At 67.3% G+C, this 22,254-nt stretch carries 17 protein-coding genes and 1 tRNA gene; 6 read left to right on the top strand and 12 right to left on the bottom strand.

Annotated features, from left to right (window positions below; translation table 11 throughout):
- Positions 1-95: 95 nt before the first annotated feature.
- Entirely contained in the window at positions 96-1,823 is a 1,728-nt protein-coding gene (locus P5F91_RS24500) for a SulP family inorganic anion transporter (RefSeq protein WP_277908525.1), read from the bottom strand.
- A gap of 89 nt (positions 1,824-1,912) precedes the next feature.
- Positions 1,913-3,280: a bifunctional UDP-N-acetylglucosamine diphosphorylase/glucosamine-1-phosphate N-acetyltransferase GlmU gene (gene glmU, locus P5F91_RS24495; RefSeq protein WP_145609873.1), complete on the bottom strand. Its 1,368-nt coding sequence runs from the start codon at positions 3,278-3,280 to the stop codon at positions 1,913-1,915.
- A gap of 163 nt (positions 3,281-3,443) precedes the next feature.
- Between glmU and gph the strand changes: the two genes are divergently transcribed.
- Positions 3,444-4,118, top strand: a complete 675-nt coding sequence (gene gph, locus P5F91_RS24490; protein ID WP_145609872.1) for a phosphoglycolate phosphatase — start codon at positions 3,444-3,446, stop codon at positions 4,116-4,118.
- 40 nt (positions 4,119-4,158) lie between these two features.
- Positions 4,159-5,238, top strand: a complete 1,080-nt coding sequence (locus P5F91_RS24485; RefSeq protein ID WP_277908524.1) for a hypothetical protein — start codon at positions 4,159-4,161, stop codon at positions 5,236-5,238.
- A gap of 45 nt (positions 5,239-5,283) precedes the next feature.
- Here the strand turns inward: P5F91_RS24485 and P5F91_RS24480 are convergent, their stop codons facing one another.
- The 5 genes from P5F91_RS24480 to P5F91_RS24460 all read right to left on the bottom strand — a co-directional run bounded on the left by P5F91_RS24480 (position 5,284) and on the right by P5F91_RS24460 (position 11,960).
- Positions 5,284-5,799: a hypothetical protein gene (locus tag P5F91_RS24480; RefSeq protein WP_277908522.1), complete on the bottom strand. Its 516-nt coding sequence runs from the start codon at positions 5,797-5,799 to the stop codon at positions 5,284-5,286.
- A gap of 157 nt (positions 5,800-5,956) precedes the next feature.
- A complete protein-coding gene (locus P5F91_RS24475) occupies positions 5,957-8,605 on the bottom strand; it encodes a valine--tRNA ligase (protein WP_277908521.1) in 2,649 nt (882 codons plus the stop codon).
- 112 nt (positions 8,606-8,717) lie between these two features.
- Positions 8,718-9,092 (bottom strand): PopZ family protein, encoded by a 375-nt coding sequence (locus P5F91_RS29835; RefSeq protein WP_246134353.1) that lies wholly within the window; start codon positions 9,090-9,092, stop codon positions 8,718-8,720.
- A gap of 527 nt (positions 9,093-9,619) precedes the next feature.
- Positions 9,620-10,993 (bottom strand): TolC family outer membrane protein, encoded by a 1,374-nt coding sequence (locus tag P5F91_RS24465; protein ID WP_277908519.1) that lies wholly within the window; start codon positions 10,991-10,993, stop codon positions 9,620-9,622.
- A gap of 313 nt (positions 10,994-11,306) precedes the next feature.
- A complete protein-coding gene (locus tag P5F91_RS24460; RefSeq protein WP_145609866.1) occupies positions 11,307-11,960 on the bottom strand; it encodes a protein-L-isoaspartate O-methyltransferase family protein in 654 nt (217 codons plus the stop codon).
- A gap of 309 nt (positions 11,961-12,269) precedes the next feature.
- Between P5F91_RS24460 and P5F91_RS24455 the strand changes: the two genes are divergently transcribed.
- A tRNA-Cys gene (locus P5F91_RS24455) sits at positions 12,270-12,343 on the top strand.
- Between the two features lie 139 nt (positions 12,344-12,482).
- Here the strand turns inward: P5F91_RS24455 and P5F91_RS24450 are convergent.
- From P5F91_RS24450 to P5F91_RS24430, 5 genes are all read right to left on the bottom strand, one after another.
- Positions 12,483-13,424 carry an aldo/keto reductase gene (locus P5F91_RS24450; protein WP_277908518.1) on the bottom strand — a complete coding sequence of 314 codons (942 nt, stop codon included), beginning with the start codon at positions 13,422-13,424 and terminating at the stop codon, positions 12,483-12,485.
- Between the two features lie 2 nt (positions 13,425-13,426).
- Positions 13,427-14,914 carry an efflux transporter outer membrane subunit gene (locus tag P5F91_RS24445; RefSeq protein ID WP_277908517.1) on the bottom strand — a complete coding sequence of 496 codons (1,488 nt, stop codon included), beginning with the start codon at positions 14,912-14,914 and terminating at the stop codon, positions 13,427-13,429.
- Between the two features lie 17 nt (positions 14,915-14,931).
- Positions 14,932-16,419 carry a DHA2 family efflux MFS transporter permease subunit gene (locus P5F91_RS24440; protein WP_277908516.1) on the bottom strand — a complete coding sequence of 496 codons (1,488 nt, stop codon included), beginning with the start codon at positions 16,417-16,419 and terminating at the stop codon, positions 14,932-14,934.
- Positions 16,416-17,543: an HlyD family secretion protein gene (locus P5F91_RS24435; RefSeq protein ID WP_145609862.1), complete on the bottom strand. Its 1,128-nt coding sequence runs from the start codon at positions 17,541-17,543 to the stop codon at positions 16,416-16,418. The genes P5F91_RS24440 and P5F91_RS24435 overlap by 4 nt, the downstream gene beginning before the upstream one ends.
- 75 nt (positions 17,544-17,618) lie before the next feature.
- Complete coding sequence (locus P5F91_RS24430; RefSeq protein ID WP_145609861.1) at positions 17,619-17,990, bottom strand: hypothetical protein; 372 nt, start codon at positions 17,988-17,990, stop codon at positions 17,619-17,621.
- Between the two features lie 259 nt (positions 17,991-18,249).
- Here P5F91_RS24430 and P5F91_RS24425 point away from each other — a divergent pair, with 259 nt between their 5' ends.
- The 3 genes from P5F91_RS24425 to P5F91_RS24415 all read left to right on the top strand — a co-directional run bounded on the left by P5F91_RS24425 (position 18,250) and on the right by P5F91_RS24415 (position 22,244).
- Positions 18,250-18,873 carry a TetR/AcrR family transcriptional regulator gene (locus P5F91_RS24425; protein ID WP_145609860.1) on the top strand — a complete coding sequence of 208 codons (624 nt, stop codon included), beginning with the start codon at positions 18,250-18,252 and terminating at the stop codon, positions 18,871-18,873.
- A 14-nt stretch (positions 18,874-18,887) separates the two neighbouring features.
- Positions 18,888-19,421 carry a G/U mismatch-specific DNA glycosylase gene (gene mug, locus P5F91_RS24420; RefSeq protein WP_211106892.1) on the top strand — a complete coding sequence of 178 codons (534 nt, stop codon included), beginning with the start codon at positions 18,888-18,890 and terminating at the stop codon, positions 19,419-19,421.
- A gap of 393 nt (positions 19,422-19,814) precedes the next feature.
- A complete protein-coding gene (locus P5F91_RS24415; RefSeq protein ID WP_422394497.1) occupies positions 19,815-22,244 on the top strand; it encodes a glycogen/starch/alpha-glucan phosphorylase in 2,430 nt (809 codons plus the stop codon).
- The last annotated feature ends 10 nt before the right edge of the window (positions 22,245-22,254 follow it).

Here is a 22,254-nt window from a genome sequence, read left to right as displayed (position 1 = left end):
GAGGGGCCCGTGGGGGGAGCGGACGGTATCCACCCCCAGCCTGTGTTCCCAGGCTGGGCTGAAGTCCGGATCCTGTGTCTTCCAAATCTTGGGGCTCAGGCCGCTTCGTGACCCGTGTCCGGCAGGTCCCCCGGCCGGCCCAAGGCACGGCGGACGCGAACCAGGGCCTGGTCCAGGGTGCGGCCGACATGAACCCGTGGCGGCTTCAGGCCTTGGGTCAGCAGCAGGCGCCGCGCCTCCGGATCGGCCAGGGCGATGGCCACGACCGCCCCCTGCTTGCGCGCCTTGGCAGCCAGCCCGTCGATGACGGTGACGGCCGTGGAGTCCAGCAGCGGTACCGCCGTCAGGTCCAGCACGTAAGCCCGCGGCCGGGCGGCGATGCGGTCGAACAGGGCGGACACGCCGGCCGCCGCCCCGAAAAAGAACGCACCGGACAGGCGGAACACCAGGATGTCGTCGTCGCGCGTCTGGGGTTGGTCCGGCAGCGGGCCGGCGTGATCGGCCACGTCGGGGGCCACCAGGGGGGCGTCCCCCTCAATCCGCAGGGTCCCGGCCATGCGGTGGATGAACAGCAGCGACCCGGTGGCGAAGCCCACGACGATGCCCAGCGTCAGGTCCCGCAGGATCGTCAGCAGGAAGGTGGACAACAGCACCGCGGCATCCCCCCAGGACGCCCTCAGCAACAGGCCGAAGGCATGCTTCTCCGCCATGTTCCAGGCGACGATCGCCAGCACCGCCGCCAGCGCCGGCAGGGGGATATAGCTGGCCAGCGGGGCGGCCACGGCCATGAACAGCGCCAGGAACACGGCGTGCGCCATGCCCGACACCGGCCCGCGCGCACCGGCCCGCACATTGGTGGCCGTGCGGGCGATGGTGCCAGTGACGCAAATGCCGCCGCAGAGCGCACTGGCGATGTTGGCGACACCCTGCGCCACCAGCTCGGCATTGGCGCGGTGGCGCCGGCCGGTCATGCCGTCGGCCACCACGGCGGACAGCAGGCTTTCGATGGCGCCCAGCAGCGCGAAGGACACCGCGTCCGGCAAAACCGCCAACACCAGGTCCGGCGACAGGGGCGGCAGATGGGGGGCCGGCAGGCTGCGCGGGATGCCGCCGAAGCGCGTGCCGATGGTCTCGACGGGCAGGTGGGCAACCGCCGCGGCCACACTGGCCGCCGCCACCGCGATCAGCAGGACGGGCCATTGCGGGCGCCAGCGCCGCAGCAGCACGATCAGGGCGATGGTCGCCACTGCCGTGCCCAGGGCGGCGGGGTTCAGCGTGGGCAGGGCCTGCCCCAAAGCCAGCAGCTTGGGCACGAGCGGCCCCGGCTCCTTGCCCGGCAGCGTCAGGCCCAGCAGGTCACGCGCCTGGCTGGCCGCAATGATGACGGCAATGCCGGCGGTGAAGCCCACTGTGACGGGATAGGGGATGTACTTGATGAAGGTCCCCAGGCGCAGGGCACCGATGGCCATCAGGATCAGGCCGGACAGGATCACGGCCAGCGCCATGCCCTCCACCCCCAGCCGCTCCACCGACGCGGCGACCAGCACGATGAAGGCCCCCGCCGGACCGCCGATCTGGAAGCGGCTGCCGCCCAGCAGCGAAACCAGGAAACCGCCGACGATGGCGGTGTACAGCCCCCGATCCGGTGTGACGCCCGAGGCGATGGCGATGGCCATGGACAGCGGCAAGGCCACGATGGCCACGGTCAGGCCAGCCACCAGGTCGGCCCGCAGGTCGCGCAGGCCGTACCCCTCACGCAGTACCGTGACCAGTTTGGGCTTATAAAGCTCCCGCCAGCCTGGCTCCGCCATCGTCCTGTGCATGACGCCCCCTGTCGTTAACGCGCCGCACCCATCCTTCGTCCCATACCATCATCGCCCAGCCGGGCCATCCCGGCCTAACCCTTTCCCGCTCAGCCCTTCTTCTGCGCCGCCTTGCGCGCCTTCTGAGATGCGGCGAAGGCGGCGGCCCAGCCTTCCTTCACCACTTGGCGGCCTCGGCCGATGGCCAGGGCGTCGGCGGGCACTGGCTCGGTGATGGTGCTGCCGCCGGCGATGAAGGCGCCGTCGCCCACCTTCACCGGGGCCACCAGGGTGGCGTTGGTGCCGACGAAGACGTTGCGGCCCACCTGGGTGCGGTACTTGAAGGTGCCGTCATAGTTGCAGGTGATGGCACCGGCGCCGATGTTGGTCCCCTCCCCTATGTCGGCGTCGCCGACATAGGCCAGGTGGTTGGCCTTGGCGCCCTGCCCGAGGGTGGAGGCCTTGACCTCGACGAAGTTACCGACGTGGGCGCCGGCGCCGATGTCGGACCCCGGGCGCAGGCGGGAATAAGGACCGATGATGGCGTCGCGCCGTACCACCACACCTTCCAGGTGGCAGAAGGGACGGATGGTCACGCCATCCTCCACCACCACGCCGGGCCCGAACACCACGTTCTGGCCCACGGTGACATCGCGGCCCAGCACCGTGTCGGCGGAGAACCACACCGTATCCGGATCGGCCAGGGTGGCGCCATTCAGCATGGCCTGGCGGCGCAGGCGGGCCTGCATCAGCTTTTCCAGCTTGGCCAGCTCGACACGGGAATTGACGCCCTCCACATCCGCCGGATCCCCCTCGGCCACGGCGCAGGCATGGCCCTGGGCGCGGGCCACGGCCACGGCGTCGGTCAGGTAGTATTCACCCTTGGCGTTGGCGCTGCCGATGGCGTCCAGGATGGCCCACAGGCGGCGGCCATCGAAGGCCATCAGCCCGGCGTTGCACAGGCCGATGGCCCGCTCCGCCGGCGTGGCGTCCAGGTATTCCACGATCTTGGTCAGGCCGCCGGCCTCGTCCTGCACCAACCGGCCGTAGGCGGCGGGATCGCTTGGACGCATGCCCAGCACCGCCACAGCCGGATCGCCGGCGCCGCGCCGCGCTTGGACCAGCAGGGACAGCGTCTCCGGTCGCACCAGGGGCGTGTCGCCGAACAGCACCAGCACGTCGCCATCGAAATCCCCCAGGCTCGCCCGCGCCGCTTTCACCGCGTCGGCCGTGCCCAGCTGCTGGGGCTGCAGCACGGTGGCGTGCGGCGCGACGGCCTTGGCCACGTCCTCCTGCCCGGGGCCCACCACCACGATGATCCGGTCGGGGTTCAGCGCCGACGCCGCCCGCAACACATGGGCCACCATGGGCTCATTGGCGATGGGGTGCAGGACCTTGGGCAGGTCGGACTTCATCCGGGTGCCCTTGCCCGCGGCCAGCACGATGCAAGCGAGGGCGGTCGACGTCTGAGCGGTCATGGCGATAACCTTATTCACGGCACTGTTTGGATTCACGGCACTGTTTGGGGCGCGACACGTCGTCAGATGGGATGAGCCCCAGCCCGACGCCATTGCCAGCGAGGCCCCCTTACTGCCACAACGATGGTGTCTCGCGAAACCGCCATCGCCCGGATGCCGCCCCATGAGCCTCATGCCCGCTGCCGTCCTGTTCGACTTCGACGGAACGCTGATCGACAGCGCGCCCGACATCCTGACCGGCATCAACCGTCTGCTGGATGAGGAGAACCTGCCCAACCTGGACCTGGCGCAGGTGCACCAGTTCATCGGCGACGGCGCCCCGATGCTGGTGACCCGCACCTTCGCCGCCGTCGGCCGGCCGCTGGATCCCGACTCGGTCCCCGCCATGACCGACCGCTACATGGCGATCTATGAGTCCCTGCCGGCCGATCCGTCCTGCGTCTTCCCCGGCGTGGCCGAGACGCTGGCGCGGTTGAGTGCCGACATCCCCCTGGCCCTGGTGACCAACAAGCCGGAGCGGGCGACCCACGCGGTGCTGGAGGCCATCGGCCTTGCCCCCTATTTCAAGGCCGTGGTCGGGGGCGACAGCCTGCCGACGCGCAAGCCGCACCCCGGCCCGCTGTTGCACGCCATGGCCCACCTGGCTGCCGCGCCCGGCAAAACCATCATGGTGGGTGACGGCGCCAACGACGTGACGGCCGGCCGCGCCGCCGGCTGCCAGGTCGTATGCGTTACCTATGGCTATCCGCGCATGCCCGTGGAACAACTGGGGGCGGATCGGTTGGTGGATCATTTCCGCGACCTGCCGTCCGCCCTGGCGGATTTGGCGGCGGGGTGACACCAGGCCGACGTCACCGGCTTATTGGGGAAAGTCGCATATGCGTGGTTTGGATTTGCGGGCCGATCGGGAGGAATACCTGGACGCCCTGCTAGTCACGGGCACGGCCTTCATCCTGGCGGTGGCGCAGTGGCGCCACATCGTCCACTTCTTCGATCAATACCTGCTGCAGAACCTGCAGGCTGAGGTGGGGGTGCTGCAAGGCTATCCGCACTGGCGCTTCTTCCAGTCGCGCGTACTGGCGCCCTTCCTGGAACATCTGATCGAGCTTACGGGCGTGAACCTGACCAGCGCCCACGCCGTGGTCGCCGTGTTCGGCCTGACCGGCGCCGGCCTGGCCCTGTTTTACGCCGCCCAGGCCGCGGCCGGCCAGGGAGCGGCCAGCCAAGGAGCGGACGGACGGCAGAAGGCCTGGACGGCCTTGCTGGCCATGCATGTCCTGTTCATGGCGCTGATGTCGAAGCCTTGGCTGTACATCTGGGACTTCGTGCTGCTGTTGACCACGGCGGTGTTTTACCTGTTGGTCCTGACCCGGGCGCCGTGGTGGGCCTTCCTGGCCCTGCTGGGCGTGGCCTGCTTCAACCACGAATCGGCCGTGTTCATCGGCGGCTACATGATGGCCAAGGCCGTCATCGACGCATGGGTGGAAAAGCGCCGGCCGGACTGGCGCTGGCTGGCGTCCGGCCTGCTGGGCAGCGTCGCCGCCTTCGCCATTATCGAATTCCTGCGCAAGATGCTGCTGAAGGAAGAAGTCGGCTATAAGATCTTCCGCGACATTCAGAAGTCATCCTCCACCACGTTCGACGCCTATTTCCATATCCAGGTGGGGGAGAATTTTGGCCAGTTCTACGACTGGATCACCGATCCCAGCCTGTCGCTGGATCTTCTGATCCCCATCTACCTGGCCACGGTGCTGGGCCTGACGGCGGTGATGGTGAAGCGGCACGGCGTCCGCGCCCTATCGCTTGCTGCCTTCGTCCTGGTGCAGGTGCTGGCCGTGCTGGCCTTGGGCCTGACCAATGAGACCCGCACCCTGTTGCACCTGATCCCCTTCGTGGCCCTGGCGGGCATCTGGCTGAAGAAGCCGACGGCGGAGGCGCCCGGCCCCTTCGCACCTTGACGCGGGGGCCCCCTGAAGCGGCCCTGGCGCGACCGGGCACCATCCTCAAGGTGCGATGGGCTTGGGCGGGGCAGCGCCCTGGACGTTGCCCTGAATGTTGATGGTGTAGGTCTGTTTCTGGGCCGTTCCCATGGGATAGAAAACCTGCACCTCCAGCACGTCCGCGCCGGTATAGCCGGGGGCGGGCTGGTACCACAGTTGTTGGGCGGGCATGGCCTTCTTGTTGCAGGCGGCGCGGGGATTGCCGGCGGGGAAGGTCGGATAGTCCGTCCCATCGCGCAAGCTGGCGGTGCCGTGGGCTGGCGCGGTGAGGATTTCCACCGTGATGCCAGAAATCGGGGCGCAATCCTCATGCAGGCCCTGATAGAAATTCAGCTCGCGCTCCTGTCCCACGGGAACGGTGCGGGTCAGCATGACCTTTTCCGGCGTGCCGACCGTACCAGCCGGCCGGGGCGCCGGGCCGCCGTTCATGGTGACGGGTACGACCTGCACATGCTGCACCGCGCAACCGGCCACGAGGGCCACGGCCGCCATCATCACCATCCAACGCCCAGCGGTCATCTCATCCTCAGGGTGGGAATCAGGACGCCGCCCTGCGCGGCACCTCCCGCATAGGTCGCATTATTCCAATGAATACATCCATGTGACAAACGGCCGCCCCGGGGCTTTTCCCGGGGCGGCCGTCCATCACATCATCCTTACCCAAGCGAGCCCGGCATCAGCCCAGGCGAGACAGCGCCTCGGCCAGCTTGGCACGGGTGCTGTCGGCCTCGGCCCGGCGCTCGCGCTGTTCCTCAATCACCTCGGGCGGGGCCTTGTCCACGAAGTTGGGGTTGCCCAGCTTGGCATCGACCTTGGCGATCTCACCCTCCAGCTTCTGGATTTCCTTGGCCAGGCGGGCCTTCTCCTTGGCCAGGTCGATGAAGTCCGCCAGGGGCAGAACCAGGGTCGCCTCATCCACCACCGCCTGCACGGCGCCAGTGGCCGGCGCCTCCTCCGTCAGGGTGATGTCGGACAGGCGGGCCAGCTTCAGGACCAGGTCGCGGTGGGTACCCAGGCGCGCAGCCGTCTCGGCCCCGGCGCCCTTCACCAGCAGCGGCAACTGGGCCGATGGCGGCACGTTCATTTCCGACCGGATGGTGCGGATGGTGGAGATGAAGCGCACCACCCAGTCCATCTCGGCCAGGGCGCCGGCGTCCTTGTAGGCGGCCGGGTACTGCGGCCAGGCGGCGGTGATCAGGTCGCCGCGCTGCTGGCCCTCGCCCAGCTTCTCCCACAGCTCTTCCGTCAGGAAGGGCATGATGGGGTGCAGCAGATGCAGGATCTGGTCCAGCACCCAGGCGGTGACGGCGCGGGTCTCGGCCTTCGCCGCCTCATCCTCGCCGTTCAGGATGGGCTTGGTGAATTCCAGGTACCAGTCGCAGAAGCTGCCCCAGGCGAAGTGGTACAGGGCGTTGGCGGCATCATTGAAGCGATAGCCCTCCAGCGCCTCGGTCACCTGCGCCGCGCAGTCGGCCACGGCGCCCACGATCCAGCGGTTGACCGTCTGGGTCAGGCCGGTAGGGGCGAAACCCGGGACGGGCGCCACCTGGTTCATCTGGGCGTAGCGGGCGGCGTTCCACAGCTTGGTCGCGAAGTTGCGGTAGCCCTCGACGCGCGAAGTCGCCAGCTTGATGTCACGGCCCTGGGCCGCCATGGCGGTCAGGGTGAAGCGCAGGGCGTCACAGCCGTACTGGTCTATCAGATCCAAGGGATCGATGACGTTGCCTTTGGACTTCGACATCTTCTGCCCCTTCTCATCCCGCACCAGGGCGTGGATGTAGATGGTGCGGAAGGGCACGTCGCCCATGAAGTGGATGCCCATCATCATCATGCGGGCGACCCAGAAGAAGATGATGTCGAAGCCGGTGACCAGCACATCGCCGGGGTAATAGCGCGCCAGCTCCGGCGTCTTCTCCGGCCAGCCCAGGGTGGAGAAGGGCCACAGGGCGGACGAGAACCAAGTATCCAGCACGTCGGCGTCGCGGGTCAGGGGCGTGGCGGCGCCGTAATGGGCATCCGCCTCGGCCTGGGCTTCGGCCTCCGTCTCGGCGACGAAGAACTTGCCGTCCGGCCCGAACCACGCCGGGATCTGGTGGCCCCACCACAGCTGGCGGCTGATGCACCACGGCTGGATGTTGCGCATCCACTCGTAATAGGTGTTTTCCCACTGCTTGGGCACGAACTGGGTCCTGCCCTGCTCCACCGCCTCCAGCGCGGGCTTGGCCAGGGTGACGGCGTCGCAATACCACTGGTCGGTCAGCCAGGGCTCGATGACCACGCCGCTGCGGTCACCGTGCGGCTGCATCAGGGTGTGCGGGTCGATCTTCTCCAGCAGGCCCAGGGCCTCGATCTCCTCCACCACCTTCTTGCGGGCGGCGAAGCGATCCAGCCCCTGATACTCGGCCGGCGCATGCTCGTTCAGCTTCGCGTCGCGGTCGAACAGGTTGATCATAGGCAGGTTGTGCCGCTTACCCACCTCGAAATCGTTGAAGTCATGGGCGGGGGTGATCTTCACCGCGCCGGTGCCGGTCTCCGGATCGGCATACTCGTCGGCGACGATGGGGATGCGGCGGCCGGTGATGGGCAGGATGACATGGCGGCCCACCAGATCCTTGTAGCGCTCATCGTCCGGATGCACGGCGACGCCGGTGTCGCCCAGCATGGTCTCGGGCCGCGTGGTGGCAACGGTGATAAAGGTGTCCGCCATGCCTTCCACCGGATACCGGAAGTACCACAGGCTGCCCTTCACCTCCTTCTGCTCGACCTCCAGGTCGGAGATGGCGGTGTGCAGCTTGGGGTCCCAGTTCACCAGGCGCTTGTCGCGATAGATCAGGCCCTGGCGGTACAGCTCGACAAACACCTTGCGGACGGCGGCGTTCAGCCCCTCATCCATGGTGAAGCGCTCACGCGACCAATCGGGCGAGGCGCCCAGGCGGCGCAGCTGGCGGGTGATGGTGCCGCCGGACTCGGCCTTCCACTCCCAGACCTTCTGCAGGAAGGCCTCACGGCCCATCTCGGCCCGCGTCTTGCCTTCCTTGGCCAGGTTGCGCTCCACCACCATCTGGGTGGCGATGCCGGCGTGGTCCGTGCCCGGCTGCCACAGGGCGTCGCGCCCGCTCATGCGGTGATAGCGGATCAGCAGGTCCTGCAGCGTGAAAGTCAGTGCGTGGCCCATGTGCAGGCTGCCCGTCACGTTGGGCGGCGGCATCATGATGGTGTAGGGCTGGGCGTTGCTGTCCACATGGGCGGCGAAGGCGCCGGAGCGCTCCCAGCGCTCATAGCGGCTGCGTTCGACATCGGCGGGGGAGAAGGTCTTGTCCAGCATGGCGGGCACCTGAATCACGGGCTCAAAACAAAAGAAAAGGGCGGCGCGGGGTAGAGCGCCGCCCCCTATGAAATTACCTGGGGCTTGGCAAGGTTTATCGAAGCGGCGCGCCTCAGTCGAGTCCGCGCCGTACCACCTTTTCAATCTCGCGCTTGACCAGGCGCTCGACCAGGGAGGGCAGGTTCTCATCCAGCCATTCGCGCAGGATGGGGCGGACCAGGACGTGCACGATCTCCTCCAGCGTAACGTCGGAGCGGCCGATGGGCCCCTCCCCCGTCAGGCTGGGGCCGCCGCGACGGAAGCCCGACAGACTGGAGAAGGCGCGGCTGGCGGCTTCTTCCGTGAACTGCGACATCAGCCGGTCGTCGTCCATGGGCGGCGGCGGGCGGCGCGGCGGCGGGGGCGGCGGCTCATACGCGAAGGGGTCCGGCAGGGGCTCGGGCTCCGGCTCGGGCTCGTCCGGGATGATGTCCGTCAACTCCAGCACGTCGTCCTCCGGCGGCGGAGGCGGAGGAGGGGGAGGGGGAGGAGGAGGCGGCGGCGGAGGCGGCATGGGCACCGCCTCGAAAATGTCGTCCTCCGGCGGGGGCGGAGGGGGAGGAGGAGGAGGAGGCGCCTCCGGCTCGGGCGGCGGCGCGTCGGTGTCTTCAGAAATGATCCGCCGGATGGAGGCGAGGATTTCCTCCATCGAAGGTTCTTGTTGTGACTTGTCAGCCATTGTTTGCCTAACCTGACCTGTAACGGCGTGGACCTGTAAGCGCGCCGGCCCCGCACCGACGTATGGGTACCGACATTCGGGGCAGCCTAGGGCAAGAACAGTAAAAATGCCATTGGGTTAATCACGGGCGCGCCGGTCGCCAATGCTGGCCCGCGTCATCCCACCCTGCCCTATTCGCCCCCGCTATTGCTTCTCCTCAAGAATAGGGTGCGCCGCCGCCTGTCCACAAAAGAAAAAGGCGGCCCCAAGCCATGGAGCCGCCCCGTCCGGCGCGTGCGATCAGGCTCGATCGCCGCTTACTTTTCGATGGAAGGGCCCCAGAGCTTGTCCTTGACCTCTTCATAGTGGGCCTTGGCGTCGTACAGCGGGACGTTCAGGCCCAGCTTGGCGGCAGTCAGGTCGCCCACGGCCGACAGCACCTCGTAGGACGCCACCTGCTCGTCATGTTGGGCGCGAACCAATTGGACCTTGGCGTTCACCAATTCCTGCTCGGCGTTCAGCACGTCGAGGATGGTGCGGGAACCCACCGACTGTTCCTGACGCACGCCTTCCAGCGCGATCTCGTTGGAGGCGACGGCGCTCTTGTAGGCCTCGATGGCGGCGCGGGCCGTCACCAGGGCCTGCCAGGCCTTCACCGCCGTCTCGTCGGCCGAACGCACGGCCTCCATCACTTGGGTGCGGCGCTGCTGTTCCGTCTGCTTGGCGCCGCGCACCTTGGCCGAGGTGCCGCCGCCCTCATACAGCGGAATGGTGACGCGGGCGGAAATGACGGCCGTGTCGTACTGCACGCCCGGAAGCGACTGGTCCCAGTTGCGGTAGTATTGGGCGCTGGCCGACAGCTGCGGCAGCATCTGACCAAAGGCGCCGTCAACCGCGTCCTGCGACGCCTTGTGATTGTAGCGCGCGGCAACGACCACCGGGGCCGATACCTCGGCCGCGGCCATGGTCTCTTCCTGGTTCACCGGCAGGTGCACCAGGCGGGTCGGCTGCTTCAGCGTGCCGGGCACCTGGCCCATCAGCTTGGCATAGGTGGCGCGGCTGGCGGCCAGGGCGCCCTGGGCCGAGATGCGGTCGGCGGTGGCGCCGGCCAAGCGCGACTCGGACTGGCTGACGTCGGTGCGGGTCAGCTCACCCACGCGGAAGCGATCGCGCGACGCCTCCAGCTGCCGGGTCAGCACCTGTTCGTTGTTGATGTTCAGGTCCAGAACAGCCTGGTCGCGCACCACGTCCAGATAGGCGGTGGCGGCGGCCAGCAGCACCTGCTGTTCGGTGTCCAGCAGGCTGGCCCGGCCGGCCTCCACCTGATTCTCAGCCTGGCTGATGCCGGCCTGGATGCTGCCGCCGGCGTAGATCGCCTGGTTGATGGTGACGCCGGTCTGCGCCGGATTCATGTGCGTGATGGCGTTGCCCTGGCTCAGCCGCTCCTTGCCCAGGTTGCCGTCGGCCGTGACGGTGGGCAGCATGCTGGCGCGGGCCTGGGGCACGCCTTCATCCGTGGCGCGCTGGCCGGCGCGGCCGGCTTCCAGCGTTGGATTGTTCTGGTAGGCCTGGCTCAAGGCGTCTTCCAGCGACTGCCCGTGGGCCACGGACGCCACGGTAAAGGCCAGCGCCGTCAGCGGCAGGGTGGCGGCCAGCCGGCGCGCCCGCTTCACCCAATGTCCGGTTCCCATGCCCTCTGCCCCACATCCAGCGGTGTTCACTTGCATCGCCATTTTCCCCAAACACCTTAAATAAATATTATAGGCGGGGCGCGACCGACGCACGCGACCGTAGCGGAACCGCACCCCGAATCCCCATCGGCGCCAACGCGCCCCTTAAAAAACACTCTGTAACATGATCGGTGGAACCGCAAAGGTCCACTTAAGGCCATGTTTCGGGGGACCGTCTCTCCCCCAATCCGCCCCTTCCCGGCCCAGGTCGGCCGTGAAAGGGGGAAACGAAACCCCACGGCGGACAGCGAGCATCCGGCCGTGAGGCTTCGGATCAGAACACGAATTCGGCACGACGCTCGAAGCCCGGCAGGGGCCGGACGGCGGCGTCGAACAGGATGCGGTGCGACACCACGCCACCCACCTTGCGGTAATAGCGCGCCTCGCCCAGGCCGGCGGCGTTGATGACCACCGCCACCAGGCGCCCGCCCTCGGGCAGCTGGTCCAGCAGGCTGGCCGGCACCTCGGGCACCGAGCCGTCGATCAGGATGGCACCGTAGGGCGCCTTGGCGGGGTGACCGGCGGCCAGGTCACCCTGCACCACGGTGACACCCGCGACACCGGCCAGGGCCTTGCGCGCGGCCTCGACCAGGGCGGGGTCGCTTTCCAGCGCCACCACCGAACCGGCCATCTCGGCCATGATGGCGGCGGCGTAGCCGGTGGCCACACCCACGGCCAGCACCTTGTCGGCGCGGGTCAGGGACAGTTCCTGCACCAGGCGGGCCAGGACCATCGGCTCCATCAGGTAGCGGCCGGGGGCCACGGGCACATCCTCGTCGACATAGGCGACGCCGGCCAGCGCCTCGGGCACGAACCGCTCACGCGGGATGGCCAGGAAAGCCTCAACCACGAAGGGGTCGGTGACCTTGTTGGGGCGAATCTGCCCCTCGATCATGTTGACGCGGGCGGCGGTGTAGTCGGCGGCCATGGGATATACCGATCTGATGGAAACGAGGCGGAGGAAGATGCGCGCCACAGGGCCGTTCGGCCCGCACACGCTTGAAAAACCAGGATCGGTATATATCTCCCCCGCCGCCCGAAGACAATTGATGCCTGCACCGGGCGTCCATCCGCCGCCCCCCGCCAAGCCCTCGGCCCGGCCGTGGCCCCGTGCCGTCACCGAAACGTCAGAAAGCGACGCCAGCATGCTTGACCGCCCCGACGGGCGACGCTATAGAGGCGCCCTGCCCTGACCGCAGGCGCCGCTGGACGGCCCCTCCGGTCGGTTCTCGTGGATGGCGCGGTGGCAGAATGGTGATGCAACGGACTGCAAATCCGTGAATCCGGGTTCGATTCCCGGCCGTGCCTCCAACTCCCTTTTTATATATTTGTGTTAAGCGGCCCAAAGGTTGCGCAAAACGGCGCATAATCCTGCGCGATTCGGCGCATAGCCGGCCAGTCCAAGGCGCGCAGCGTCCAGAACGAAGCCGGCGGCACGGGCAAGACCGCACTATCTCGTCCGGGGGATGAAGCCGGGCACCCCGGTTTCGACCACTGTATTGAACCGGATGTTCGTCCCGATATCGTAGCGGATCTCCTGCATGGCCGCTTCCGGCAGTGCCGTGATCTCGAAGTTTTCCCGTATATGGTCGGGATTGATCGATGTCGTCAGAAACGCGGTGCCCCGCTGCACGGCCCAGGCCAGCGCCACCTGCGCGGGCATCCGGCCAAGACGGGCCGCGATGGCGACCAGCACCCTGTCGTCCAGCACACGGGGTTCCATGGCGTGCCCCAAAGGCGCGAATGCCTGCATGAGGATGCCGTGCTGCCGGCAGAAATCCAGCAATTCCCACTCCTGCAGATAGGGATGGGATTCCACCTGCACCATGGCGGGCTTGATCCGGGCGATGGCGACGATGTCCTTCAGCGCCTCCAGCGTAATGTCCGACAGGCCGATCGAACGGCACCGTCCCTCCTCCACCAGGCTTTCCATCGCCCACCAGGTGTCCGCCAGCGTGACATCGGGATCATAGATCACCTGCCCCTGCGCATCCCGCGGATCCTGCTCCTCACCTGGGCGAAAGGCGAAGGGCGTGTGGATGATGTAGCAGTCGATGTAATCGACCCCCAGCCGCCGGCAGCTCGCCTCGAAAGCGGGGCGGACGCGCTCCGGGCGATGGTTCGTGTTCCATAATTTGGTGGTCAGGAAGACATCTTCACGCTGAACCCCGCCCGTCCGAAACGCCTCCTGCAGCGCCTCGCCCACCGCCGCCTCGTTGCGGTAGCGTTCCGCGCAATCGAAATGCCGGAACCCCGCCTCCAAGGCGGCCTTGACCGCCCGTTTCGTGGCCGCGGCGTCGGGGATCAGGGTACCGAAGCCCATGACCGGGATCTGTCCCGCCCCATGGTTGGACGGGAAGGTCGTACGGAAAAACGTCTCATTGGTGGTCATGATCATGGTTCCTTGCTTGCGCTGGCCACACGCCCGTAAGAGCCGGAGGCATTGCCGCCGAGCGCGATGAAGAATTGCACCGTGTCCAGATACCGGGCCGTCTTCGCCCGGATCTGGCCCAACAGAGCGCGTTGATAGGCCCGTTCGGCATCGAGCACCTGCAGGACACCTGTCTCACCCGCCCGGTAGCCGTCCCGGTTCAAGCGCAAGCTGGTCGCCGCGGCGGCCAGCGCCCGCTCCTGGGCCCAATACTCGTCGCCGTCGTGGTCGAGCGCCTGAAGCACATCAGCGACCTGTCCCAATGACCGGACCACGGTCCGCTGATAAGTCGCACGCGCCGCGATGTAGCCGTCAACCGCGGCCCGGCGGTTCGCTTCCAAGGCACCGCCGTGGAAAAGGGGGCCGGCCAGGCCGGCGGCGACACCCCAAAGCGAATTGCCGGCCTGGAACACCGATGTGGGATCGGCACCGGCCTGGGTCAGCGAGCCAGACAAGGTCAGGTGGGGGTAAAGGTCGGCCGTGGCCACGCCCACGGCCGCGCTGGCGGCCCGCAGGGCGGCCTCGGCCTCAAGCAGGTCGGGGCGGTCGTGCGCCATTTCCGACGGCAGGCTGAGCGGCAGATCCAGCGGCAAGGTGAAATCATCCAGGTCGAAGTCCGGCACCATCCCCTCCGCCGGCCCCTGCCCCGCCAGGACAGCCAGCGCGTGGCGCGCCGCGTCCCCTTGCTGAGCCAGCGGCGGCAACAGGGTCTGGTCCTGCGCCAGCTGCGTTTCAGCCAGTGCGACGTCGGGCTGGGCGACACCGCCCTGCATGTGCGCCCCGCGCAGAAGGGCCAGCGTGCGCTCGTCGTCGGCCAGCAAGGTCCGCACCGCCGCGATCTGGGCCTGTGCGGATGCCAGCAGAAAGGCTTGGCTCGCGACATCGCCGGTCAAGGTTAGATAGGCCGCGTCGAAACGATGTTTCTGCGCGTCGGCCAAGGCACCCTGTTGCTCGATAAGCCGCTTCGTCCCGCCGAAAATATCGAGGTCGAAGCTGACCCGCGGGCCGACGGCATAGAAGGTGGAGGTCGCAGGCGTCGGCGCGTCCGACCGGCCCCGGCCGATCTGGGCCCCCCAATCCACTTGCGGATAGAGATCGCCCCCAGCCGCCCGGACGGCCTCCGACGCCTGTGCTATCCGCGCGTCAGCGATCTTGAGATCGAAATTCGCGTCGATCGCCCCGCGCATGGTGAGGTTGAGCCGCGGCGAGTGGAACACCGTCCACCAGTCCCCGTCCAACGCTTCGCCAAGCTTGATGCGCTGGTCGCCCGGCCGATCACCGCCAGAGGCGAGCCGGCTTTCCGCCTCGCGATCATAATGCGTCGATACCGGCGGCGCCGGCGGCGTGTAATCGGGACCGACGGTACAGGCCGGCAGGAGGACCAGAGACAAGGCCGCCGCCACAGCCGTCCGGGGAAGCCGCCCGTCGGGCAGGGATGCAAGGGACGCCATTTCACAGACCTCCTGGATTAGCGGTTGGCGGAGCGCGGCGTGCGGAGAAGCGCGACGAGCGGGCTTACGGCCAGCACCGCAAGCATCAGGATCTTGAATTGGCCGACAATGGCGACCGTGGCCGCCTGGCCAGTGACCAATTCATTGAACCGGGCCAGCGTCGGTCCGGCGGCCCGCGCCAGACCATGGGCCGCGGCGCGATAAGGCGTCAGATCCTTGGCCAGCGCCAGGTGCATGGCCTGGGTGTTGCCGTAGAAGAAGATCTGGACCACCGCGATGCCGATGGTGCTGCCGTACAGGCGCGACAGGTTGAAAAGCGCGGCACCGTCCGGGTGGAACGTCCGATCGAGCGTGCTGAACGCCGCCCGCCCCAGTGCCGGCAGCACGATGCCAAGGCCCAGACCTTGCAGCAGGCCGGCAATGGCAACCGGCCGCCAATCCATCGCCGGCGAATAGCCCAGCATGCGCCAGTTGGCGTACACCACCAACGCCAGGCCAATCAGGATAAGGACGCGATTATCCACACGCGGCGGCATCCGGCCGGCCAGCATCAGCGCCCCCACCAACGCGACGCCGCGCGGGATGGCCATATAGCCGGTGGTATCGACCGGATACCCGAAGAGTTCCTCCAGCATCGGCGACGTCAAGGCTAGGGTCGGCAGCAGGACGAACCCAGCGGCGAAAACCATGATGACCGACAGGACGAAATTACGATCCTTGAACAGCGCCTTGTCCAGAAAGTGGGCCTGCGCCGTCAGGACATGGACGATGAAAAGATAGAAACCGAGCGCCGCGGCGATGGCCTCCGCCCAAATCTCCGGCGCGGCGAACCACTCCAGCCGCTCACCCCGGTCGAGAAGCATCTGCAGACCGACGATGCCCAGGGAAAAGGCCGCCCAACCGAAGAAATCAAAGTGCGGGTTCCGCTCGGCCTTCTTCTCCGGCAGCCAGAGCGCCATCGCCAGGAACACGAACCCCGCCAGCGGCAAGCTGATATAAAAGATGGAGTGCCAGCCGTGATAATCGCTGAGCCATCCGCCGAGAGGCGGGCCGCTGCTGATGCCGAGCAGCGTGCATGCCGTGTGCGCCACCCCGGCCTGGGCGTGCCGCGCCGGTGGCTGCACATCAAGCAGGAGTGCCAGCGCTAGGGGACCGAGCGGGCCACTCGCCGCCCCCTGGATGATGCGGGCCAGGACGAACTGGGTGGAGGTCTGTGCCAAGACATCGAACACGAGGCCGGCGGCAAAGACAGCGATTGACCACTGGAAGAGTGCCTTCTGCCCCAAGCGGCCGGCGAGCCAGCGTGTCATGGGCAGAACAACGATGCCGGCCGTGACATAGGCGGTGAATATCCAGCCGATCTGATCATCCGCCATCGACAGCGTGCCCTGCATGTGCGGCAGGGCGGCATTGGGGATAGATATGTTGACGCCCTGCATGAAGGTCGCCGCGAAGGCCGCGATGGTGAGCACCCGGCGGCCTTCGGAAGGGGCTCCAGCGGTCATTTGGCGCCCCCCGCCCCGGACGCGGGCTCAAAAGGTGCGAACCAGTTACGCCGGTGCGCGGTATCGACCCGGGCCGTGACGCTGATGCCGGAGAACAGCGGCCCGTTTGGCGTCGGGCCATCGAGTTCCAGGCGCACCGGCAGGCGCTGCACCACCTTAACCCAATTGCCGGTCGCGTTCTCAGGCGGCAGGACGGCGAAGTCCGACCCCGTGCCCGGGCTCATGCTGACGACATGGGCGCGGAAGCGGCTGTTGGGAAAGGCATCGATGCGGATGGTCGCGGACTGGCCAGGTTTCATATGGGTCAGGTCGGTTTCCCGGAAATTGGCTTCCACCCAGACATGCTGGCTGGACAACAGGGTGAACACGGGCGCGCCGGGGGTGACGAAGTCACCGACCTGCAGCTCATCGACCCGAGTCACGATGCCGTCGTCGGGCGCGGTCACGGCCGTGTAGGAGAGGTCGAGCCGGGCCCGGTCGAGTTCGGCCCTGGCCGCACGCACAGACGGGTGGCGGTCGATTGCGACATCCGGATCCCCGTCCAGGGCGACCACGGTGCTCGCCATTTGTTGCTCCAGGGATGAGATGCGCCGGCGTGCGACCTTGAGGTCCGTCTCCGCCCGCTCATAAACGGCGCGCGAGGCGAAATCCGACGCGACGAGCGCCTTCTTACGGGCATAGTCGCGATCATAGAATTCGGCGGAGTCCCTGGCAGACTGCAGCTCCGCCAACTGTTGGCGGTAGGTCGCCTTCAACGCGCCGATCTGAAGGCGCGCCGTGTCGAGCCGCGCCTCCGCTTGGTCGACCACCAAGCGGTAAGGCTGGGGATCGATCTGGAACAGCAGTTGCCCTTTGCTGACGCGCTGATTGTCCCTGACGGCTACGTCGACAGCCTGGCCACCAACACGGGCGTTGACCGATTCCTTGGCCATGCGGACGAAGGCGTCGTCAGTCGAAACATAGGGTTCGTCGGCGATGTACAGCCGGGCGCCCGCCGCGGCCAGCACCAGAGGGAACGCCACAAACAGGGGCAGGCGCAGTCGTTCCCTGAGGCTCTTCCCCGGCTTCGCCGCCGCCGTCCCCGGCGGGTGAACATCAAGCGGCCTTTCGATTTGCGCGTCCATCACGGGACCTCCCGTTCGAGGATGGTTGATCCGGCGGCCGCGCCCCCTGCCGCGGGGACGCGGGCCGGAACCAGGTCAATTGGGGGCCAGGCGGGCCTGGATCAGCGCGCCTTCGAGGTTGGCGGCACAGCGGGCATAGCCCGCGCTGCCGGGCAGCAGGCCGACCTCGGTGCAGGCGGAGCTGCCGCCGGGCGCACTGTGCCGCTCTGCAGGCAAGGCCACGGCCAATGCCTGTTCCAGCGTGGTGACGCAGGCAGCATAGTCCACGTCGTTGATCGTCAGGCCCAGGGTCTGGTGGCAGGTGTGCCGGACGGCGGCGGCGTCCCCGGCCGCGATCGGCGCGGTGGCCGCCGCGGCGAAGGCAGCCGGAGCGCCCAGAACCGCTGCCCCCGCCAGCACGGCGGCAGTGATGTATTTGATCGAATTAGACAAAGTCCGGGTATTCATGGCCTTTACTCCATGGTCGAGTGGGTCGGATTTTCAGTGGGGTGATCTTCAGCGTCGCCCATGACGGCGACGGGCAGTCGCCTCAGCCGGGGGGACTGGAGCCGGAATGCCGAGGCGCCGAATGGCGCGTCGGCGGCCCTTCACGTTGCGCGTTCATCATGGAACCTCTTTCAGGAAGGCGGCACTGCGCTGCCCTTGTTTTTGTACTGCTCAGTATATATATCCATCCCAAGACCCGCGCCAAAGGATTTTATGCGATATGGTACAAAAAAAAGATGGCGACGAAGCGAAGCGTCGCGGCCGCCCCCGCGCCTATGACCCGGAGGAGGCCCTTCGGCGAGCGATGGACGCATTCTGGAAAAGCGGCTACTCCGGCACCTCGCTCGATGACCTTTCCGCCGCGACAGGCATGAACCGGCCCAGCCTCTATGCCGCGTTCGGCGACAAGCGCTCGCTCTATCTCAAGGCGTTGGCTTATTATTGGCAGGTCGCCTTGGGCACCATGCGCGCCGATCTTGCCCAGGACAGGCCCTTGGCGGATTCGCTGATGCGGGCCTATGAGGGGGCCCTATCGATCTATTTTTCGGGAGACGATCGCCCACGCGGCTGTTTCGTGGTGGGCACCGCGGTCACGGAAGCGATGGAGGACGCCGAAATCAGAGAAAGCCTGATGACGGGCTTCCTGGAATTCGACGCGGACTTCGAGGCGCGGTTCCGGATGGCGCGGGACAATCGCGAGCTGCGGGAGGACGCGGACCCGGCCACGCTGGCGACGCTCGCGACCGCGGTGATGCACACCATCGCCATCCGGGCCCGGTCCGGCACCCCTCGCGCCGACCTTGCGGAATTCGCACGCAAGGCAGTCAGTGCCATTTGCGGATGACGGTAACATCGACATTGCCGGACATCCTGGCGCCCGACCTGGACGTCGTCTTCTGTGGCATCAACCCTGGCCTGGCCGCCGCGGCGGCCGGCCACCATTTCCTCGGCCGGGGGAACCGTTTCTGGCGTGTCATCCACCTCGCCGGCTTCACACCGGTGGAAATCCGGCCCGAGAACGACCGGTCGATCTTGCAGTACCGGTGCGGATTGACGGCCGTCGTTGATCGCCCAACGGCCCAGGGGGCGCAGGTGGCGGTGCAGGAGTTCGTCGCCGCGACCGCACGCTTCGAACGAAAGATCACGCATTATGCGCCACGCTTTGTCGCCTTCCTGGGAAAGGCCGCCTATGCCGCCCTGTCCGGCCAGGCCGCCCCCGCGTGGGGCCCTCAGAAGCAACTTTTTGGCGGGGCGACCGTGTGGGTTTTACCGAATCCCAGTGGGCGGAACCGGGCCTTTACCGTCGAACAGTTGGTAAGCGCCTACCGCCGTCTCCATCGGGCGGTGGCCGAAGACCGGCAAAGCGGCATGCCTCTTGCCACCCGGCCATAGGCGCGCCGTCCGTCGTGATTCGGCCGCGCCGCCCCTGGCCTCATGCCCCACCCCCGGTATCCGCGATGGAACCAGCGGGCAGGGATGACGGTTGCCACCGCCGAGACCACCGTCCGCGGCCCCCATTTCCATTTCCCGACAGGGCGTCGCATGGCGGCGCGTCCCCCGCAAAATATTGTCATATCAAAGAGGTGACGCGGGCGGGTGGCGGCCTATCTGATGGTGTCGGTCAATATTGCCGCGGTGCAACAGACATGCAAAGCTGATGCGGCGATGTCTTGCTTCGAAAGGAATGACAGCGTGATCGACCAGCCTGTCCCGTCCGTCCCCCCAGAAGACTCCGTCCAGGCAGACCCCGTCCCTATCGCTGATGAAGCGGCGCCGCCGGCGCCCGTGGACCGTGACACGATGCGCGCGGCCATCGTCGCCAAGCTGATGTACGCGGTCGGCAAGAATCCCGAGGTCGCCAGCCAGCGCGACTGGTTCATCGCCACCACGCTGGCGGTGCGCGACCGCATCGTCGACCAGTGGATGGCTTCCACCCGCGCGACCTACGAATCCAAGCGCAAGCGGGTCTATTACCTGTCGCTGGAATTCCTGATCGGCCGCCTGCTGGTCGACGCCCTGATGGAAACCGGCCTGACCGAGCCGGTGCGCCAGGCGCTGGACGACCTGGGTGTGGACCTGGATCAGCTGCGCAAGATCGAGCCGGACGCGGCCCTGGGCAATGGCGGCCTGGGCCGCCTGGCCGCCTGCTTCATGGAAAGCATGGCGACCCTGCAGATCGCGGCCCACGGCTACGGCATCCGCTACGACCACGGCCTGTTCCGCCAGGTGATCAAGGACGGCTGGCAGCGCGAATATCCGGAAAACTGGCTGACCTTCGGCAACCCCTGGGAATTCGAGCGGCCCGAGGTCGACTATTCCGTGGGCTTCGGCGGCACCGTGGAGACGGTGGAGGTCAGCGAGGAGATCACCCGGCACTACTGGCGGCCGGAGGAGACGGTGGACGCCATCGCCTTCGACACGCCGGTCCCCGGCTGGCGGGCGCGCCACGTCAACACCCTGCGCCTGTGGTCGGCGCGCGCGCCGGACGCTCTGCGGCTGGACGCCTTCAATCAGGGCGACCACGTCGGCGCCCTGGCCGCCCGCGTGCGGCTGGAGGCCATCTCCAAGGTGCTGTACCCCAGCGACGCCACCCCGGCCGGCCTGGAACTGCGCCTGCGGCAGGAGTACTTCTTCGTCTCCGCCTCGATGCAGGACATCATCCGCCGCCACAAGCAGCACCATGGCGAGCTGGAACTGCTGCCCGAGAAGGTGGCGATCCAGCTGAACGACACCCACCCGGCCATCGCCATCGCCGAGCTGATGCGCGTGCTGATCGACCTGGAGGATTTCGGCTGGGACGAGGCGTGGGAGATCACCAAGGCCGTCTTCTCCTACACCAACCACACCCTGCTGCCGGAGGCGTTGGAAAGCTGGCCCGTCCCGTTGATGGAACGCTTGCTGCCCCGCCACATGCAGATCATCTATATGATCAACGCCCGCCACCTGGACCTGGTGCGGTCGAAGGGCGAGCATGACGGCGGCGTGCTGTCGGAACTGTCGCTGATCGACGAGAGCCACGGCCGGCGCGTGCGCATGGGCAACCTGGCCTTCATCGGGTCGCACAAGATCAACGGCGTGTCGGCCCTGCATTCCGACCTGGTGCAGCGCACCCTGTTCTATCAGCTGAACCGCTTTTATCCCGGCCGCATCGTCAACAAGACCAACGGCATCACCTTCCGCCGCTGGCTGTTCGAGGCCAACCCCGGCCTGACCGAGCTGCTGGTCGATTGCTGCGGCTCGCGGGTGATGGACGACCCGGCCGCCCTGATCGACTTCGAGAAGTACGCCGGCGACGCGGGCGTGGTGGACCGCTTCCGCGCCATCCGGCGGGCCAAGAAGGCGGAGCTGGCCGGCCTGATCCGCCGCCGGCTGGACGTGTCGGTCAGCCCCGACGCCCTGTTCGACGTGCAGATCAAGCGCATCCACGAGTACAAGCGCCAGCTGCTGAACATCCTGGAGATCGTGGCGCTGTACGACGCCATCCGCGCCAACCCCGGCGGCAACTGGGTGCCGCGGGTGAAGATCTTCGCCGGCAAGGCCGCCGCCAGCTATCACCAGGCCAAGCTGATCATCAAGCTGGCCAACGACGTGGCCCGGCTGGTCAACCGCGACCCGGTGGTGCGCCGCCTGCTGAAGGTGGTGTTCCTGCCCAACTACAACGTCAGCCTGGCGGAGGCCATCATCCCCGCCGCCGACCTGTCGGAGCAGATTTCCACCGCCGGCATGGAGGCGTCGGGCACCGGCAACATGAAGCTGGCGCTGAACGGTGCGCTGACCATCGGCACGCTGGACGGCGCCAATGTCGAGATCAAGGAGCATGTCGGCGACGACAACATCTTCATCTTCGGCCTGACGACGGAACAGGTGGAAGAACGCCGGCGCAAGGGCATCGACATGAGCGACGTCATCGCCGCCTCCCCCCTGCTGGAGGAGGTGCTGGACGCCGTCGGCGCGGGTGTCTACTCCCCCGGGGAGCCGGGCCGCTTCGGCGACCTGGTGAACAGCGTCCGCCACCACGACTATTTCATGGTGGCCGCCGACTTCGACGCCTATTACGCCGCCCAGCGCGCCGTCGATGCCCGCTGGCAGGACACGGCGGCGTGGTGGCGCTCGGCCATCATCAACACGGCGCACATGGGCTTCTTCTCGTCCGACCGGGCCATCGCCGAATACGCGACGGACATCTGGGGCCTGCCGGCCCCCCGCATTGGTTGAGGGAGGCCTG

Origin of the sequence: Nitrospirillum amazonense (assembly GCF_029594735.1) — a bacterium.
GTDB classification, from domain to species: Bacteria; Pseudomonadota; Alphaproteobacteria; order Azospirillales; family Azospirillaceae; genus Nitrospirillum; species Nitrospirillum amazonense.
Note: the sequence above shows the minus strand (reverse complement) of the source record. Positions and strands in the feature narration are given on the sequence as shown.

What these genes read in the sequence shown, in the direction of transcription:
- P5F91_RS24435 (WP_145609862.1), bottom strand. Translation starts at nt 17,543, where the DNA reads ATGGACGCGCAAATCGAAAGGCCGCTTGATGTTCACCCGCCGGGGACG.
- P5F91_RS24450 (WP_277908518.1), bottom strand. Translation starts at nt 13,424, where the DNA reads ATGACCACCAATGAGACGTTTTTCCGTACGACCTTCCCGTCCAACCAT.
- P5F91_RS24445 (WP_277908517.1), bottom strand. Translation starts at nt 14,914, where the DNA reads ATGGCGTCCCTTGCATCCCTGCCCGACGGGCGGCTTCCCCGGACGGCT.
- P5F91_RS24485 (WP_277908524.1), top strand. Translation starts at nt 4,159, where the DNA reads ATGCGTGGTTTGGATTTGCGGGCCGATCGGGAGGAATACCTGGACGCC.
- P5F91_RS24475 (WP_277908521.1), bottom strand. Translation starts at nt 8,605, where the DNA reads ATGCTGGACAAGACCTTCTCCCCCGCCGATGTCGAACGCAGCCGCTAT.
- glmU (WP_145609873.1), bottom strand. Translation starts at nt 3,280, where the DNA reads ATGACCGCTCAGACGTCGACCGCCCTCGCTTGCATCGTGCTGGCCGCG.
- P5F91_RS24430 (WP_145609861.1), bottom strand. Translation starts at nt 17,990, where the DNA reads ATGAATACCCGGACTTTGTCTAATTCGATCAAATACATCACTGCCGCC.
- P5F91_RS24425 (WP_145609860.1), top strand. Translation starts at nt 18,250, where the DNA reads ATGGTACAAAAAAAAGATGGCGACGAAGCGAAGCGTCGCGGCCGCCCC.
- P5F91_RS24480 (WP_277908522.1), bottom strand. Translation starts at nt 5,799, where the DNA reads ATGACCGCTGGGCGTTGGATGGTGATGATGGCGGCCGTGGCCCTCGTG.
- P5F91_RS24500 (WP_277908525.1), bottom strand. Translation starts at nt 1,823, where the DNA reads ATGCACAGGACGATGGCGGAGCCAGGCTGGCGGGAGCTTTATAAGCCC.
- P5F91_RS24460 (WP_145609866.1), bottom strand. Translation starts at nt 11,960, where the DNA reads ATGGCCGCCGACTACACCGCCGCCCGCGTCAACATGATCGAGGGGCAG.
- gph (WP_145609872.1), top strand. Translation starts at nt 3,444, where the DNA reads ATGAGCCTCATGCCCGCTGCCGTCCTGTTCGACTTCGACGGAACGCTG.
- P5F91_RS24465 (WP_277908519.1), bottom strand. Translation starts at nt 10,993, where the DNA reads ATGGGAACCGGACATTGGGTGAAGCGGGCGCGCCGGCTGGCCGCCACC.
- P5F91_RS24440 (WP_277908516.1), bottom strand. Translation starts at nt 16,419, where the DNA reads ATGACCGCTGGAGCCCCTTCCGAAGGCCGCCGGGTGCTCACCATCGCG.